Annotated in this window: 12 protein-coding genes; 8 read left to right on the forward strand and 4 right to left on the reverse strand. The window is 63.3% G+C overall.

Annotation, left to right across the window (positions count from 1 at the left end):
* The first annotated feature begins 232 nt into the window (after positions 1-232).
* The 7 genes from E4K62_RS12690 (at position 233) to E4K62_RS12720 (ending at position 11,407) form a co-directional block, all read left to right on the forward strand.
* The gene (locus E4K62_RS12690) at positions 233-2,410 is read left to right on the forward strand and encodes a GmrSD restriction endonuclease domain-containing protein (RefSeq protein WP_135067976.1); all 2,178 of its coding nucleotides are present in this window, start codon (positions 233-235) and stop codon (positions 2,408-2,410) included.
* Between the two features lie 178 nt (positions 2,411-2,588).
* Positions 2,589-3,239, forward strand: coding sequence for a DNA methyltransferase (locus E4K62_RS12695; protein WP_135067978.1), 651 nt, complete (start codon positions 2,589-2,591; stop codon positions 3,237-3,239).
* Positions 3,232-6,564 (forward strand): DEAD/DEAH box helicase family protein, encoded by a 3,333-nt coding sequence (locus E4K62_RS12700; RefSeq protein ID WP_135067980.1) that lies wholly within the window; start codon positions 3,232-3,234, stop codon positions 6,562-6,564. Before E4K62_RS12695 ends, E4K62_RS12700 begins: the two co-directional genes overlap by 8 nt.
* A gap of 1 nt (position 6,565) precedes the next feature.
* Positions 6,566-7,618 (forward strand): Eco57I restriction-modification methylase domain-containing protein, encoded by a 1,053-nt coding sequence (locus E4K62_RS12705; RefSeq protein ID WP_135067982.1) that lies wholly within the window; start codon positions 6,566-6,568, stop codon positions 7,616-7,618.
* Between the two features lie 422 nt (positions 7,619-8,040).
* Positions 8,041-10,791 carry an AAA family ATPase gene (locus E4K62_RS12710; protein WP_135067984.1) on the forward strand — a complete coding sequence of 917 codons (2,751 nt, stop codon included), beginning with the start codon at positions 8,041-8,043 and terminating at the stop codon, positions 10,789-10,791.
* Between the two features lie 42 nt (positions 10,792-10,833).
* A complete protein-coding gene (locus E4K62_RS12715) occupies positions 10,834-11,067 on the forward strand; it encodes a hypothetical protein (protein WP_135067986.1) in 234 nt (77 codons plus the stop codon).
* Between the two features lie 25 nt (positions 11,068-11,092).
* Positions 11,093-11,407, forward strand: coding sequence for a type II toxin-antitoxin system PemK/MazF family toxin (locus E4K62_RS12720; RefSeq protein WP_135067988.1), 315 nt, complete (start codon positions 11,093-11,095; stop codon positions 11,405-11,407).
* Positions 11,408-11,617: 210 nt separating this feature from the next.
* Here the strand turns inward: E4K62_RS12720 and E4K62_RS12725 are convergent, their stop codons facing one another.
* Together E4K62_RS12725 and E4K62_RS12730 are read right to left on the reverse strand one after the other, a co-directional pair.
* Entirely contained in the window at positions 11,618-11,839 is a 222-nt protein-coding gene (locus E4K62_RS12725; RefSeq protein ID WP_135067990.1) for a hypothetical protein, read from the reverse strand.
* 199 nt (positions 11,840-12,038) lie between these two features.
* Complete coding sequence (locus tag E4K62_RS12730; RefSeq protein ID WP_135067992.1) at positions 12,039-12,584, reverse strand: hypothetical protein; 546 nt, start codon at positions 12,582-12,584, stop codon at positions 12,039-12,041.
* A 343-nt stretch (positions 12,585-12,927) separates the two neighbouring features.
* On the opposite strand from E4K62_RS12730, the gene E4K62_RS12735 reads away from it, so the two are divergent.
* A complete protein-coding gene (locus tag E4K62_RS12735) occupies positions 12,928-14,076 on the forward strand; it encodes a Shedu immune nuclease family protein (protein ID WP_167747788.1) in 1,149 nt (382 codons plus the stop codon).
* A gap of 303 nt (positions 14,077-14,379) precedes the next feature.
* Here E4K62_RS12735 and E4K62_RS12740 read toward each other — a convergent pair whose 3' ends face one another.
* Both E4K62_RS12740 and E4K62_RS12745 read right to left on the reverse strand, forming a co-directional pair.
* The gene (locus E4K62_RS12740) at positions 14,380-15,252 is read right to left on the reverse strand and encodes a DNA adenine methylase (protein ID WP_167747789.1); all 873 of its coding nucleotides are present in this window, start codon (positions 15,250-15,252) and stop codon (positions 14,380-14,382) included.
* A gap of 32 nt (positions 15,253-15,284) precedes the next feature.
* Positions 15,285-16,730, reverse strand: coding sequence for a hypothetical protein (locus E4K62_RS12745; RefSeq protein ID WP_135067998.1), 1,446 nt, complete (start codon positions 16,728-16,730; stop codon positions 15,285-15,287).
* Between the last annotated feature and the right edge of the window lie 180 nt (positions 16,731-16,910).

Consider the following 16,910-nt stretch of genomic DNA (forward strand, 5'->3'; position numbering starts at 1 on the left):
CTGGCGCGCTCCGCTTAGCAGCCGTTCGACGGCGAGCACTGCGCCGTGCCCGATCGCTGGTCGTGCCAGATGTCGAAGGAAGGCCTCCCATGCTGGCGAGGTTCCGGTACGTCCCTGGCATAAACCTCAAACGTCGCCCCCGTCGGTAGTCTGACCGAGTGCCTGCTTGGGCCTGACGCTTCGCCCTGACGCTTCGCCTGACCATCGCATCACTTGCAAAGGAGCCCATCGAGTGAAGACCGAGGTCGTGAAGCCGCAGGACGTGTTCTACAACCCAACACGCTTGACGGTTCCGTTGTTTCAGCGCCCGTACGTGTGGTCGCAGCAGGAGCAGTGGGAGCCACTCTGGGAGGACATCGTTCGCCTGATCGACGTCATTGAGGGCCACAACCAGGATGCGACCCATTTTCTTGGCGCCATCGTGATTCAGCAGGTTCCGTCTCGGCTCGGTGCTTTGCCGTCGTGGAACGTCATCGATGGTCAGCAGCGCCTGACCACGCTCCAACTGCTCCTTGATGCTCTCCATGCGCAACTGGAACGGCGTGGACTCGGCGATTATGCAGACCAGGTGCTTCCGCTCGTGGAGAATCCGAAGAGCTTCCGAAAGGCGGAAGAGGACCGCTTCAAGCTCTGGCCGACCAATCGCGACCGGGCCTCCTTCAGCGCTGTGATGTCCGCGCCGGCGCCGATCTCTTATGGCACGCTTCCAGGATCACGTCTGCGGGATGCGCACCATTATTTCTCTGAGGCGATCGACGGATGGCTCGGTGAGGATGAAGCCGAACAGCGAGCATCGCTTCTGGTCGGCGCCGTCACCGGCCGGCTGGAGATTGCGAGCATCCGCCTAGATGTCAATGAGGATGCTCAAGCGATCTTCGAGACCCTCAACGCCCGCGGCACACCCTTATCTGCCGCCGACCTCATCAAGAACTTCATCTTCCAGCAGGTCGATGCTGCCGCGGCTGAAAGGGATTACCTCGCCTACTGGGCCGACTTTGAGACGCCTTGGTGGGAGACCGAGGTTACCTCGGGTCGCATCAAGAACCCGCGGGCTTCTCTCTTCCTCTGGCAGTGGCTCATCGCCCGAACGCTGACGGACTTCCCAATTCGCGAGGTGTTCACTCAGTTCAAGCATTACGTCAACACGGTCGAGAAGGACGTCGCAGCGCTTCTCCCCCGAATCAAGGAAGCCGCCGACAGGTACCGCGCGATCATCGAGGGTTCCGAGAACCCCAATGGCCCGCTCGATCGAGCGCAGCTGTTCAGCTATCGCGTCGGAACACTCGATTCGGAGGTCAGCCGTCCACTCCTGATCTGGCTGGATGAGCCGGAACAGGCTGACGTTTCGGTTGCTGACCGCGCGCGGATACTGGACCTCCTCGAAAGCTGGTTCGTGCGTCGCGCGCTCGTCAAGGCTCCCTCGCAAGGATCCAACAGGTTCCTCGTCGAGATGCTGCGTTCGATCAGCCGTCGATCCAAAACCGACCTCGCTGGTGCCGTGGAGAGCTTTCTCGTTTCGAACCACACCGCAGTCGGATATTGGCCGGGCGATGACGAGGTGCGAAGGGCACTCACTGATGCCAATGTGTACGGCCAGTATCGGCGCAGTCGAGTACGAATGGTCTTGGAGGCACTTGAGGACGCGAAGCGTGGGTACCCCGGCGCGAACCCGCTTGCCATGGGACCGATCGTGCGCAATAAGGCGACGATCGAGCACCTTATGCCGCAGAAGTGGCGAGCCCACTGGGCAGCCGACCTCAGCGAGGAGGAAGAGCGCGACCGGGACCTGCGCGTTCAGCAGCTCGGCAATCTGACGATCGTGACTCAGGCCCTCAACAGCCGGGTATCCAACGGCGCATGGGAGCAGAAGCGAGCCCACTTCATCGCATCGGATGACGTTCTCATCACGAAACAAGCGCTGGCGCTCGCAGTTAACCGCACATGGGACGAGCGGGTGATCGCGACGCGCACGAAGCAGATGATCGAGCAGATCCTCAAAGTGTGGCCGGCGCCGCTCGGCCACGTCGGGATGGAGGTCGCACCCCCGCCACCGGTTACACGGGCAAGCGTCGACATCGCACAGCTCGTGGATGCTGGCTGGTTGACGACTGGAACGGAGTTGGTCCCCCGGCAGCAGGCCCACGCTGGAATGACCGCCGTGGTCTCGAAGGACGGACGGCTCTACATCGGCGACACAGCGTACGACACGCCCTCGGCCGCAGCCGGTGTCGCGTATTCGGGTAAGGGAGCCGTTAACGGATGGTGGTTCTGGGGCGTCGGGGGCACAGATCGTCGGCTGACGGACGTCCGTGCCGAGTATCTGGCGAGTCTGGGGGACGATCTAGAGAGTGCGGACGTCGACGAGACCGCCGGCGACGAGAACGAGCATCCGATGAATGCGGATGGCTGAACCTCCGGCATGCCCGGTGCGTATCCGCTTGTCATTGGACACGGATCGAAGGCTCGTCGGCGCCGCGCGGGACAGCGGGGGCCAAACTCGCCAACACCGGCGGCGCTGTAGCCTGGCGAGAGCCAGTTCGCTGTTTGAATCACACTGACTGCCGAGGCCGGTATGGGAGACACGAGTGATGCAGACGATCGCCGAAGGGCTCATGGTGAAGTCACGGCATCGAGTTAAGACTTACGGCGAGGTTTTCACCCCCCGGCACATGGTCAATCGCATGCTCGACCTCGTCAGCGAAGACCTTGAGGAGGGCCCGGACTTCGTCGACAAGACATTCCTCGAACCGGCAGCAGGCGATGGCAACTTCCTCGTCGCGATCTTGCACCGCAAGCTCCGCGCCATCGAGCAGCACCTCGCGCCCGAGCTCTGGGCGGACGAGTCCCTTTTCGCGCTCGCGTCGATCTACGGCATCGAACTGCTCGAGGACAACCACGAGGATGCCCGGGCGGCCATGATCGCCGAGTTCGTCGGCTTTCACGCGAGGCACAACACACCGCACGGCACCGACACCGACACCGACCTGATGCGGGCGGCATCGTTCCTGATCGACACGAACATCATCCGTGGCAACACACTGACCGGTCGCGACTGGCGCGGCAACGGGATCCAGTTCTCCTGGTGGAACCGCGTCCGCAGCGAGCCCGGCATGGTACGACGGGAACCGTTCTCCCTCGCCTCCCTGCGAGAGACCGATGCCTTTGACTTCACCGTCTACGAAACGTACGCGGTGTGCAGAATCGACCGTGTCCATGAAGAAGTGAGAGCCGGTGAGTAGCCCGAACATCAACACGTTCCGCGAAGTGGTGCCCTACATCTATTCGTGGACGACCCCCGACATTCCCAAATACGACGGGTGGGAGAAGATCGGGTACACCGAGCAGGAGTCTGCCGAGAAGCGCATATCGCAGCAGGCCAGTCAGCTCAACATCACGAAGGTTAAGCGGTGGGCGTACCGGGCGACGTTCATCACCGAGGACGGCGGAACGTTCCGCGACTCCGACTTTCACGCTTTCCTCAAGCAGCAGGGCGTTGAGCGCGAGTTCGATCCAGCCAGCACTCCGAGCCGCACGGAGTGGCACCGGTTCGCCGGCGCACCGAAGGCCAGTCAGCAGTACTTCCTCGAGTTCGCCTCGAAGTCTTTCAGCACGCCGCTCGGGGAGTCGGAGGATGATTACCAGCTGCGCCCCGAGCAGCAGCAGGCTGTCGCCGAGGCTCTGTCGGCGTTCGGGGAGCACGGTGCCGGCGAAGTGCTGTGGAATGCGAAACCGCGATTCGGCAAGACGCTATCGACGTACGACCTGGTGCGGAAGTTGGATGCCAGGCGGGTCCTGATCGTCACGAATCGCCCGGCGATTGCCAATTCCTGGTTCGACGATTATCAGCGGTTCATCGGCCATCAGACCAACTACCAGTTCGTGTCCGACTCGCCGTCGCTTGCCCAACGCGGCCCGATGACCCGCGAGCAGTGGAGGGCGTTCTCCCTGGAGAATGTAGACCGGGGTCCGCGGATCATCGAGTTCGTGTCTCTCCAGGATCTGAAGGGTTCCAAGTACTTCGGCGGCTCCTTCGACAAGCTCAAGCACGTCGCTGACACCGACTGGGATCTGCTCGTCATCGACGAGGCACACGAGGGCGTTGATACAACCAAGACGCATGTCGCGTTCAACCAGATCACGCGTCGCCACACGCTGCACCTGTCGGGCACGCCTTTCAAGGCGCTGGCGTCAGGGCGGTTCCGCGAGGACCATATCTTCAACTGGACGTACGAGGACGAGCAGAGCGCTAAGGATGCGTGGGCGGATGACTCGGTCGATAACCCGTACGCCCAGCTCCCGACCCTGAACCTGCTGACCTACCAGCTTTCCCGCATGGTGGCCGACCGGCTGGCGGAGGGCGTCGCGCTCGATGAGGACACCGGGAACGTGGACTACACGTTCGATCTGGCGGAGTTCTTCGCCACCAAGGACAACGGCTACTTCGTCTACGAGGCTGACGTGGTTCGGTTCCTGGATTCGCTGGCGACGCAAGAGAAGTATCCGTTCTCCACTCCGGAGCTGCGGGACGAGATCAGGCACTCGTTCTGGCTCCTTAACCGGGTCGCGTCGGCCAAGGCGCTGGAGCGGTTGCTGAAGAAGCATTCCGTTTTCGGTGAGTACACGGTCGTCCTGGCCGCCGGCGACGGCCGACCGAACGCCGGTGAGAACGACGGGCTGGATGAGGATGCCGACGACTCGGTGACCGTGGGGAGGTCGCTCGACAAGGTCCGCGCAGCCATCGCGAAGGCGGAGGCCGCGGGTGGCAAGACGATCACCCTGTCGGTGGGACAGCTCACAACCGGGGTCACCGTCCCGGAGTGGACCGCCGTCATCATGTTGTCCAATCTGTCCTCGCCCGCTCTTTACATGCAGGCAGCGTTCCGGTCGCAGAACCCGTGCACGTTCATGCGGGGCGACAAGGTGTTCCAGAAAAAGAACGCCTACATCTTCGACTTCGCCCCCGAGCGTACGTTGACGATCTTCGACGCGTTCGCGAATAACCTCGCCCCGCACCCGCCGGTTGATACGGGTGAGCGGCGAGAGAACATCCGTCGGTTGCTGAACTTCTTCCCCATCCTTGGTGAAGACACCGAGGGTCGGATGATCGAGCTCGACGCTGCCCAGGTGCTCACGTTCCCGCAGATGTTCAAAGCTCGCGAGGTCGTCCGACAGGGCTTCCTGTCGAACCTGCTGTTCGCGAACGTGTCTGGAATCTTCCGCGCCGTGGAGCATTTCCAGGACATCCTCAACCAGCTCCCCGTCGCCAAAGAGAATAAAGCCAGGAAGGGTGATCCGGTCGACGTTCCCTTCCCGCCACCGACCACGGATGCCGATGGCAACGTGCAGGTCGATTGGGGCACTGTCATCAATCCGAGGATCGCTGAGCTGGGCAAGCCGATCTACTCCGACACCGACATGCCGCAGCTCGATCCCGCCACGACGAAGGCAACCGAGGCGGCCAAGCAGATCGCCGCCGTGGTCACCGAGAAGGCGCGCGAGACACGCGCCAAGGTCGCTGCCGTATACGGGATGACGGCCAGGCAGATCGAGAACGACGAGAAGACCACCGAGGCGCAGGTCAAGACCCAAGTGGAGCGCGCCTACGTCGACCACCAGATCGCGCTGAACCACATCGAAGCCGAGAGCCGAGACGCGGCAACCGAAACTGAGTTCCTCGCCGTCGACGCAAAGAAGGCTGAGGTAAAGGCCGAGCTCGACGCACAGGTACTCGCCATCCTCCACAACACGCTCGACAGCGTCACCGAGACCGTGGTCACCCGTGAGGAGACGAAGAAGGCGCAGTCGCAGGCGGACAAGACGATGGATGCCGCACGCGACCACCTTCGCGGGTTCGCGCGGACCATCCCGATGTTCCTCATGGCGTACGGCGACCGGAACACCACCCTCGCCAACTTCGACGACTACACCCCAGACCACGTCTTTGAAGAGATCACCGGTATCTCCGAGGAGGACTTTCGCAAGCTCCGCGACGGTCGCGAGGTAGTCGATCAGAACAGCGGGGAGGTCACTCGCGTTCCGGGTCTCTTCGACGAGGCAGTGTTCAACCAGTCGATCCAGGAGTTCCTGAACAAGAAGGACGAACTCTCCGACTACTTCGACCCGGCACTGACCGAGGACATTTTCGCCTACATCCCACAGCAGAAGACGTCGCTTGTGTTCACTCCGAAGCCCGTCGTGCAGCTGATGTGCGACACGCTGGAGGAGGCGAATCCGGGGATCTTCTCCGACCCGGATATGACGTTCGCCGACCTGTTCTCCACCGCCGGTCTGTTCTGCATGGAGATCGTCCGCCGGCTCGATCATGGCCTAGTCGAGGTCATCCCGAACCAGGAGGACCGGCTACGACACATTCTGACGCGTCAGGTGTTCGAGATGAGCCACAACGAGATCCTGCACGACATCACCTTGGAAGCCGTTAGCGGCGGGGTGACCGAACGTCGAGCCTGGCTCGAAGACTCAGGACACTTCCGGGTCGGCGACCTCGCCCGAATGACCACCGAAGAACGCGAGCGGGTAGTGGACGAGATGCTGGAGGACAATTGAGATGTCGAAGAAGTTTGATGTCGTGATCGGTAATCCTCCCTACCAGGAGGAGGCTCAGGGCGAGGGTACTCGCGACACACCCATCTACCACCGGTTTATGGATGCCGCATACGAAGTCGGCACGAAGGTGGTGCTAATTACGCCAGCTCGCTTTCTCTTCGACGCGGGCTTCACGCCCAAGGCATGGAACGAGAAGATGCTGGCGGACGAGCACCTAAAGGTGGCATATTTCGAGTCCGACTCGAACCGCCTGTTCCCGAGCCTCGCGGACCCTATCAAGGGCGGCATCGCCGTGACATACCGCGATTCCGAGCGCACACTCGGCCCAATCGGCTTCTTCGCCAAGCATCCCGAGCTCAGCTCGATCCTGCAGAAGGTTCTCACGCTCCAGGGTGAATCTGCACAGCTCGAGATAACAAGCTCTCGCTCGTACCGCTACACGAACAAGCTGTACGAGGACCACCCCGAGGCGTCGGCACTCCGGCCGGATGGCAATGCCGCATTGGTGAATACGAATGCCTTCGAGCAGTTCTCGTTTCTATACCACTCCGATGAGCCTGCCGACGGCGCGGGGTACGTGCGAATTCTCGGCGTGATCAAAAATAGGCGCTTCTTTCGCTGGATCAGGAGTGAGTACATCACCGGACCCAGGAGCTTCAACAGATACAAGGTCGCAGTCCCGGCAGCGAACGGGTCCGGGTCGACAACTGACTTTTTCGGCGTCGCGCTGAACAAGCCAACTGTGCTCGGACCCGGAGTTGCGGTTACGCAGACGTTCATCACGATCGGCTCGTTCGATTCCGAAGCCGAGGCGAACGCGTGCGCGAAGTACATCAAGTCCAAGTTCGCGAGGACAATGCTGGGCGTTCTGAAGATTACCCAGCATAATCCGGCGAAGGTGTGGAAGTACGTCCCGGTCCAAGACTTCACCTCGACGTCCGACATTGACTGGTCCAAGTCGATTCCTGAGATCGACGGGCAGCTCTACGCAAAGTACGGTCTCGACGCAGAACAGGTGACCTTCATCGAGGACCAGGTCAAGCCGATGGAGTAATTGGTCGACGGTCAGATCGGGCCATCACAGAAAGTAGAGTTGCGGCGTGGCGATGCGACCGATGAAGAGAACGCCAGCGCTGGACGGCCTCGATCTATACAGACGCCTTGACGCCCCCTGGGTGAGAGCGTCATAAATGACCCAGCACGTGTGGACGAGTCACCGGAAGCCCGCCGGGTCGGCTGACGCCAACCGCAACACGACCCGACCGGCAAACGACGACGGGACCCGGAGCCCGTTGACTAGAGGCGTGAAGATCGGCCTACTGCTCACCCTCAAGAGGACGATTCAAGAGGACGATGCACGCAGGCACCGTTCAGTGAGGCCCTGATCCGGGCGCCATTCTGAAGCATCCGGCTACACTCACCTGCGCACCGCGAAAAGTGCTGGCCAGCGGTTAAAAGCAGTCGTACCCTGGCGCCATGCGCGGAGGCTTGCAGCGATGGAAGAGAGGCGTCGGATCCGGTGGGGTCGGGCGAGCGATCGACTACGCCGTCAAGGGAACCTGCGACGCTCATCTCCACCTCTCGACCGGATCGGGCGCACTCGAGTTCTACAGCAACGCCGCCGATGCGAGCGTCACCCGATTCGTAGTGACGGATGGCACCATCACAACCGATGAGCTGTCGGCGGGTGCTCTCCGGGTGTGGCTCACTGGCCATGACCCGGTCACCGGTGAAGAGCGCGGGACCCCCCGACTCAGCGCCGACGCCGACCTCCTGCTCGATGCGACACTCAACCACCCCAAGTCGCACAGCATCGCTGCGCTGCTGCACCCGGAACTGGCGACCGAGTTCGAGGCGCTCCAGGACCGTCTGCGCGACCGGATCCTGACCACCTGGCTCGACGAGCTCAACGCGCGTCGCGGCCATGGCGGCCTCATCCGGGAAGAGATCACCCGCATTGAGGTCGTCGAGCTCGACCACCGTCGCTCGCGCGCGCTCGACCCGCACGCCCACCGCCACCTCTGGCTGAACGTGAAAGTGCTCGGCACCGACGGCAAGTGGTCCAACGTCGACTCCAGGGTGGCGATGAAGCTGCACACGCTGATCAACGCCGAAGGCGATCTTGCCGCGCGCACCGACCCGCAGTGGGTTACAGCTCTTGCCCGCCATGGATTCACGCTCGACGACGACGGCGAGGTTGCGGAACTGGCGGCGGCGGTCCGGCCCTTCTCCCGTCGGTCGGCGCAAATCGAGGCGAACCGCGCCAAGCTCATCGCGGAGTGGAGCGCCGAGCACGGCGGCGCGAGCCCCAGCATCCAAATCCTCACGCAAATCGACCGTCGCGCGTGGGCGATGTCACGCCCCAACAAGCCCGCCAACCTCAACGAGCAGTCGTGGGAGGCCACTGTCCGCGACGAAATTGCGGGGCTCCTCCCCCGGCTCGTCTTCGACCACTCACCAGTACCGCTCGTCTCGAATCCATTCGACGCGCTGGACCTCGACCTTCTTGCGGACGCCGCGGTCGTTGATGCAGATGAGCGGTCCACCCGCTCCGGCGGTCGGTTCAGTCAGTTCGACCTCCGCGCCGGCGCCACGCGAGCTCTCGCGGGCAGCGGGGTGGTCGCACCCCGTGATGACCTGACCGAGACGATCGACGCGATCACCGACCACGCGCATCGCAAGTGCGTGCGATTGGTGAAGGATGCCTATATCCCGGGCCACGTGAAGGCGCTCATGGCGACCGAGACCCTGCGCCTGAAGGCGCGCCTCGCTGGCCACCTCGACGCACTCGCCTCCCCCGGCCGCTCACTCTTGCCGCACGAGTTGCGTCAGTGCGCGGCCTCCCCGGAAGACGTCGAGCGGCTCGACACCTCGCAACTTGCCGCGGCGGGCGCGATAGCGGGGACAGCCGGACTTGTCGCGATCACCGGGCCGGCCGGCGCGGGTAAGACCACGATGCTGCGCATGGCGCACGAGGGGCTGAAAGCACAGCAACGACGGATGTTGGTGGTCGCGCCGACACGTAAGGCAGCGTCCGTCGCGTCACGCGAGGTGGGTGCGGAGGCGTCGAGTCTGCACGCCCTACTCGCCGACCACGGCTACCGCTGGTCTACCGACGCCGCCGGCGCCCAGGTGTGGACCCAGCTGTCGCTCGGCGAGGCGGACCCGGACAGTGGGGTCGTCTATCGAGGGCCGTCACGGTTCGTGCTCCGACGCGGCGACCGGATCGTCGTGGACGAGGCCGGCATGGTCGACCTTCAGACCGCAGCAGCGCTCGTCGATCTGGCACTCCGACAGCAGGTGGGCGTGGCGATGGTGGGTGATCCGTACCAGGCGCTTCCGGTCGGACACGCAGGAGCGATGGCATCCGCAGTGCGCTTTGCGACAGCATCCGTCGAACTCGACACCGTACACCGGTTCAGCGACACCGAGTACGCCGCGCTTACGCTTCGCCTACGCAATCCACATGACCGGGAAGACGCGCTCACCGTTGGAGGAGAGCTGCTCGAGCGCGGGCACGTGCATCGGGCGCGGAGCACGGAAGAAGCGCGCGAAGCGATGGTCGCGGCGTACTTCGATTGGCACGCACGCGGGAAGCGGGTCGCGCTGATCTCGGGCACGAACAGCGAAGCGGACTCGATCAACGACGCGATCCAGCAGCGCCGTATCGACGACGGCGAGCTCGATGCCACCGTGCTTGCGCTCGGAATGGGCGAGCAGCGCGTCCTCGTCGGCGACACCGTGCAGACGCGTCGCAACGACCCGCGCACCGGAGTCGAGAACCGTGCGCAGTGGGTGGTGCGCGGGATACGCGACGACGTCATCACGCTCGCGTCTGCTAGCGACAGCGGCGAGATCCGGGCCGTGACGCGCGAATACGCGCTCGAACACGTGCAGCTGGCGTACGCGTCAACGGTGCACGGCATTCAGGGCGAGACGACGGATGCTGCGGTGGTGGGGCCGGATGTTGACGCGGCCGGCTTGTACGTCGGACTGACCCGAGGGCGCCACCACAACATCGCGATCACGGTCGCACGGACCGACGAGGAAGCCATCGCGCAGGTCGGCGCGACGATGATGCGCGGGACGACCGAGCTCACGATCCAGGACGCGATGCGCGCTGCGCACGCCGAACTGCGGCGTGCTGCGCGAGAGCGGGGGCGCCGGGCTTCCGCGCCTTGGACCACGCCGAGCTCGTCTCCTTCGCATGCCGGGCTCTCGCTGTGACCGCCCACGCGGAGCTTGCTCGCTCGCAGGTATATTCCGGGTATGACCACGACCATTAGGGTCAGCGAGGAGCTCCGCGACCGGCTCAAGGAGCAAGCCGCCCGTGACGGGCTCACACTCGGTGCGCACCTCGCGCGTCTCGCAGATGCCGAGGACAGACGATGGCGTCCCCACCTGCTGAAGTCCGCCATCGACGCGTCGAGCAGCGCCGACGCAGAGTCGCACGCCGCGGAGTCCGGGGACTGGCAGCGCACCGAACTGACCGACGCTTCGTGACGACTGCCGGCGCGCTCCGGTCGTCCTGGCCTGGGCGGCTCTCGAGGCTGTCCGCGGCAGAGAGCAAGGTGGTCACCGCCCGGTGCTGATTGTTGCGTCCGCCGGCTACCTGGATGCTGTGACGACGCTCGTCATCGTGTTGCCGATTACAACCACCGACCGCGGATGGCCGAACCACGTTCGCGTGGAGGGGCCGAGCGGGCTGGACCGGCCATCGTGGGTCATGACGGAGCAACCCCGAACGTTGTCACGCGACAGACTCACGGGGGTGGCCGGCGAAGTATCGATCGACTGTTTCACCGCAGTACGCACCTGGCTGGGCGACTTCCTCGATCTCTGACGGGTGTGACGACGGCAGACACGAGGTCTCGGCATCAACGGTCGCGGGCTTCGGCAGCGTTGCAGTTGGCGGAGCGCAATCGGGCATATCTGCGCGCGGGGCATGCGAGGGGTCTGCTCCACAGCCGGCCGCACAATGGAGACGCGCCAGCCGCGCACCATTGAGGGCGAGTGCGAATGCCCGCGTCACGGCTGGACTACTCTGCCGGAATCAGGCGACGCGTGTCCTCGAGCCGGAACGACGCCGAGCGACGAGGTAGAAAACGAGGCCTGTGGCGAGAACGAGCAGGTTCCAGAAGATGACGAAATAGATCAGACCTACATTCGGAATGGTGAGAGGAGTCCCCGCCATACCGATGAGTGCTAAGACCCCGGAGGCTGCAACTGCAAACAGGGCACCCACGGTTATCAGTACTACTCCGAAGATCTTCACGGTATGCGCTCCTGTAGTGGCTCAACTAAAGGGGACGGCGAGACGCCAACCCGCCAAACTTACCGTCCTCGCGCTGCGACGCCGGCCATGCAGACCGCTACGCGAATCGAGAGGACTTCTCGCTCAAAAAATGCTCGCGCGACGACCGTCAATCGCACCATGGTGTCCGGCGGATCTGCAGCGGAGCGCTCCACCCAGCTCAGTACTCGTCTTGCTCGTCCAACAGATGAGCTTCTGCTCGACGCCCATCGCGCACCTCATGGACGATCGCGATGAGACGTAGCGCGTCGCCCTCTTCCACGACGTGCTCGAGCCTTTCTCGCACGTCGGCAATCTCGCCGATCGGGCGCATGGACTTCAGGCCATCTCGAGAGGTCCGCGCATACTGAACGCGCTCGTCGCCCTCCCAGACATAGATCATGCGCGCATGAATCATGGCGTTCCTCGCCTCTAGCGCATCTCGGGCATCAGTGAGCCACCGTTGCCAGCGACCCGAGTCCTCAAGGCGTATTGCGTCTGAGAACGCTCGAGCGACGCCGGGACGAGCCAGTGCTGCGCGTACCTGTGATACTCCGCATCTTCCGGGGTCCGCGAGGCCGTGGATCTCATGTCCAAGCCAGCTCGCGACACTGAAGATGATTCCCTCGATCGCTCCGGCCAGTACCGTGATCCTCCCCAGCTCAACGATCGTCTCGTTGGGGATACGCCGCCAGTGATCCTCGAGTGCGCGCGGGCGTTCAGGCATGCCGTCACGCTACTCGGCACTAATACGATCTTGCCGCAACAGACCGAGGGATTTCAGTTCGCGTCGCGCGGTGCCATGATCCGCATCTCGCGCGCAATAGCCGACCGGCTGGCGGGCGACCGTCGACTAGCAATAGGTCACCCGGACGGGGCCAGCGTCTCGAAGGACTGACGGCACCCGCCTTGGCCTCGTGTGTCGTCGCAGCCCGCCCGCGGTGACCCGCTTTACTGGTCGCACGGCCTGCTGGACCGTGCGCCATCTACGCCACTGCGACAGGCATGAGGACGTTCGATGGGCGGGACCACGCCCGGCTCAAGCCGTCGACTACATGACTGGGAGATCAATGGCTCCGATCGTGCCCTGGGAACGACTGCTCGATCTCTCGCATCGCGCGGAATGGTTCGACGTCTCCGAGGACGATTTCAGCGTGCTTGAGATTCGCGAGGCGAAGGAACACTTCTCCTTCTTCTACGGCACGAAGCGCCGCGCGCTGATCAAGCAGTTCCTGCTGGACGAGACTGCGCAGGTAGCACTGCTGTGCGAGGTAAAACTCGTCGCTAAAGACGGACGATTCTCCCCGCGAGTTCGGCTACTTAAGGTCGATCGAGCGAGAGCATCCGTCCCAATCACGGAGGAGATCGAGACGGCCAGTCTGGCAGTGAAAGCCTCGGTCGACACATCAGGTGGACACGAGAACTTCATGAAGCTCATGAGCTACGTGCTGAGCCTCAAGGAAGTCGACGCCGGCGCCGGGACGTTCCAGATGTCGCCCGCGACCGACGTCGAGATCATCCGTCTACTCAACGCCCGCGACCGCGGCGAGTTGGTGCCGTTGATCTCCACGCTGTTGGGCTCCTCGTTGAGCGAGAACGAGATCAACTTGATCAGCGACCGCAAGAGCACAATCGAGTACTTCGAGAATCTCCTCACCGATCCCGCATTCTTCGCGAAGGAGCAAATCCGCAAAGGCACGACCCCAGAAGCGCTTTGGCAGGCGTTCTTCGAAGGCGCGACGTGGATCTTCGGTTATGGACTTAGCCTCGTCGGTCATGACGCGTTTGACTCAGGTCGCCTGGAACAGATCACAACCGGAGCGAATCTATGGTCGGGAGCCGGTAAACGAAGCGACGCCGTCATGCGTTCCCGCGCCGTCATCAGCACACTCCTGTTCTGCGAGATCAAACGTCACGACACTCCGCTCCTTAAGACCAAGCTGTATCGAACGCCGGACGTATACGTGCCCACGGAGGAACTGGTGGGCGGAGTAGCTCAGCTTCAGAAGACCGTACGTAAGGCGTATCGCCAGTTCATCAATCAGATTGAGCACCACACGAAGCCTGATGGCACACCAACTGGGTTGGACTTTTCGACGACTCGCGCACGTCAAGTGCTTCTGGTAGGAAACCTTGCCGAGTTTCGATCGGAGCACGGCGTCAACAGCGAACAGATGGAATCGTTCGAGCTATACCGCAAAGCGAATGGAGACGTGTAGATCCTCACGTTCGATGAACTGCTAGCACGCGCGAAGTTCATAGTGAGCGGCTAGCGCCGTCGGCCCGGTCCTCGACCGACGAAGGAGGAGGAGACGGAGCAAGAGCTCCTGGACACTTGAACCCGCGAGTAGCCGACGCGGACAGCATCCGTGGCCGGCCGACTCACCCTAATTGATCCCCGGGCTCCCAGCCGTCCGCGACTCCCCGCCCGCTCGGCCCGCTCGAAATGCGGGCTGCCTCCGGCCCGCGCGGACAGGAGCCACGCGAGCGGTGAGCACGCCTGATTCGTTCGCCGAATACGGTCAGGCGGTCATTCGCTCGGGTTGAACCACGCGTGTCATGTTCGGGAATGCGACCTCGAGGTCGTTGGACGTGGCGAGCAGCTCGGTGCCAGTGCGTTTCACCGCCGCCGAGTACTTGATCGAGTATCTGTACAGCGGGTCAGTGCCGTACAAGGAGGCGATGGCTTCGGCGTCGTCGTAGGTGAGCAGCCACGGGTTTTTGAGGGCGTGCACCCGCTCAGCTAGCTGGTTGTGGTCATCGTCTTCGAAGTAGTTCGAGTAGAGCCCTCGTCCCTTCACGAAGTACGGCGGATCGACGAAGAACAGGGTCGGCTCGGTTCGCTCGTCGTGCTGCTGGAGAAATGCGCGCCCGTCCAGGCTCGATATCTCGATCTGCGCCCGATATTTCCAGATGCGTTCGATTTTCTGCGCGAGCGTTGCCCGGTTGAAGCGGCAGTCGATCAGGTAGTTGCCGGTTTGATCTAGGCCCCCGATCACACCACCCTTGACGACTCCGGAGCGGTTGGTGCGGTTCAGGAAGAGCGCGGCAAATCCCAGCGACACAGGATCGCTGGCGTCGCCGAGGAAGTACGTCTCGCGTTGCTGATGCCACTCCGGGACTGTGATGGGGGTGGTCTCGATCTTGGAGAGGAGCTCATCGTTCGCGTTCAGGATTGACCACCACAGCGAGTAGATCGCAGGGTCAAGGTCGTTGAGGGCGATGCGGTGGGTATGGCGCCCGTACAGCAGCGCCAACGCCAGACCGCCGCCGCCGGCGTATGGCTCGGCGTATCGGTGCCCTCGTAGGTCGTTGCGTTCGATGACGTCGACGACTGCCTTCAGCAGGACGCTCTTTCCGCCGGGATATCGGAGCGGTGAGTGGGTGTTGGGCACGTTGCTGTTTCCTCCAGCTGTGACGCTAGCGGTCAGAAGAGCCCTTGGCCAGCGGCGTCCTCTACGAACGCGAAGATCTTGCGGGTGATCGGTAGCAGTGAGTCCCATTCCGCGACCAATGTCGCCCAGGCGGGTATCGCGGCCCCGTGCGCGGCTGCCCCGAGTCCGGCGGGACTGAGCAGCTGGCCGGGGTTCTGGGCGCTCCGTTGCAGTGCGTTGAGCGCGTTCTTCTCGGCGCGAGTCAGGTCCGGCCAGGCGCCGATCACCTTCACGATGTCGAGGACTTTCACGTGAAGCTTCGACTCGGACTTGCCCACACAGGTCTTGCGCCACATGTCGACGTAAATGCCTTCGAGAAACACGCGTGCCACGACTGACGCCGCTAGCGGGGTGTTCTTCGACACCCGCGAGAGCTCGTAGATCACGTGGCGACGGACGGAATCGGCAGTGGGCGTGGCGAAGGAGTCGCCGTCGACGAGCGTCCAACGATTGGACGGCGCCACCGGCTTTGGCACCTTGTGGTCGCTCCCGGCCGCGGCGTTCTCGGCCGAGGAATGACGTCCCGAGCCGTCGCTTGCGGCGCCGCTGGCACCCGCCGCCCGCGCGCCCTGTTCAGCTTCGAAGCCCCCGGCTCCCGCCTCGTCGCTCGGATCTTCGACAAAGCCCTCGGTTCCCGCCGACGCTCCATCGCCGAGCAACGGGTCTTTCAGCTGGTCGTCGACCCATTGTTGGATGTCTCTCGCCGACATGCGGGAGTGAACGGTGGGTTCGTCCGCGAATAGCCCCCAGAGGAAGACACGTAGTCGTTCCTTGTATAGTTCACCATCGAGATCCGTGATGTAGTTAGGATCGTCCGCGGCCGTGGAAATCTGTAGGTAGCCCCTTCGGAAGGGGACCCGGTCGGAGAACCGGCGCACCGTCGTGACGACCCTCTTGCGGCGCTGCTCGGGAGTGATGAGGTTCAAACTGACGCCGTCGTCGAGGAGCCGCAGCGCGAGCGCGTTCGCGGATACGCCGAAATGACGGTCCTTCGCCGCTGGCGACCACTGCCGCAGCCCCTTTCCTGCCAACGCGCCCTGGTGTCGCCGCTCGAGCCACGGGTCGGCCTCCTCGCGGGATTCGAAGACAGCGACGTCGATCTCGATGTCACCTGGATTCCATCCGGCGGCCGCCGCGCGTACCCGAGCCCGGTACTTCGCCGGCGCGAGCTCGGGGTCGTTTAGCAGGATGAGCGAGCACAACCGGCGGTTACCCTCGAGCGCGATAAGAATCTCTCCTGACCGGACCGCGCCGAAGCGGTCGAACGGGCTCAGCGAGCGCAGATCGGCGATGTCCTCGAGTAGCGGCAGCACATCCTCGTTCGCCGCCAGGTAGTCGATGACGTCCTGTTGCTGAGGCTTCCGTTCATGTCGCGGATTCTCCTCGTCGAGACGCAGCTTCCATAGGTCTTCGCCCTTGAGCGTGGTCTTCTCGATCAACTGATCCCCCCCAGGATTCGGCCAATTCCCATGACTCTAGCGGTAGGGAGCGCCGGCGCTCGGTCGCTCGGTCGGAACGACTTGCCGGCGAAGTGGGCGAAGCCCGGTCTCCTCGGCCGGAGGAAGGATCCCACCGAGCGTGACGAAGAACCGTCGCCACGAAGCGCTTCGCCACGAGCA

It is taken from the genome of Microbacterium wangchenii (assembly GCF_004564355.1).
In the GTDB taxonomy this organism is placed as follows: Bacteria; Actinomycetota; Actinomycetes; order Actinomycetales; family Microbacteriaceae; genus Microbacterium; species Microbacterium wangchenii.

What these genes read in the sequence shown, in the direction of transcription:
- E4K62_RS12695 (WP_135067978.1), top strand. Translation starts at nt 2,589, where the DNA reads ATGCAGACGATCGCCGAAGGGCTCATGGTGAAGTCACGGCATCGAGTT.
- E4K62_RS12705 (WP_135067982.1), top strand. Translation starts at nt 6,566, where the DNA reads ATGTCGAAGAAGTTTGATGTCGTGATCGGTAATCCTCCCTACCAGGAG.
- E4K62_RS12710 (WP_135067984.1), top strand. Translation starts at nt 8,041, where the DNA reads ATGCGCGGAGGCTTGCAGCGATGGAAGAGAGGCGTCGGATCCGGTGGG.
- E4K62_RS12715 (WP_135067986.1), top strand. Translation starts at nt 10,834, where the DNA reads ATGACCACGACCATTAGGGTCAGCGAGGAGCTCCGCGACCGGCTCAAG.
- E4K62_RS12730 (WP_135067992.1), bottom strand. Translation starts at nt 12,584, where the DNA reads ATGCCTGAACGCCCGCGCGCACTCGAGGATCACTGGCGGCGTATCCCC.
- E4K62_RS12735 (WP_167747788.1), top strand. Translation starts at nt 12,928, where the DNA reads ATGGCTCCGATCGTGCCCTGGGAACGACTGCTCGATCTCTCGCATCGC.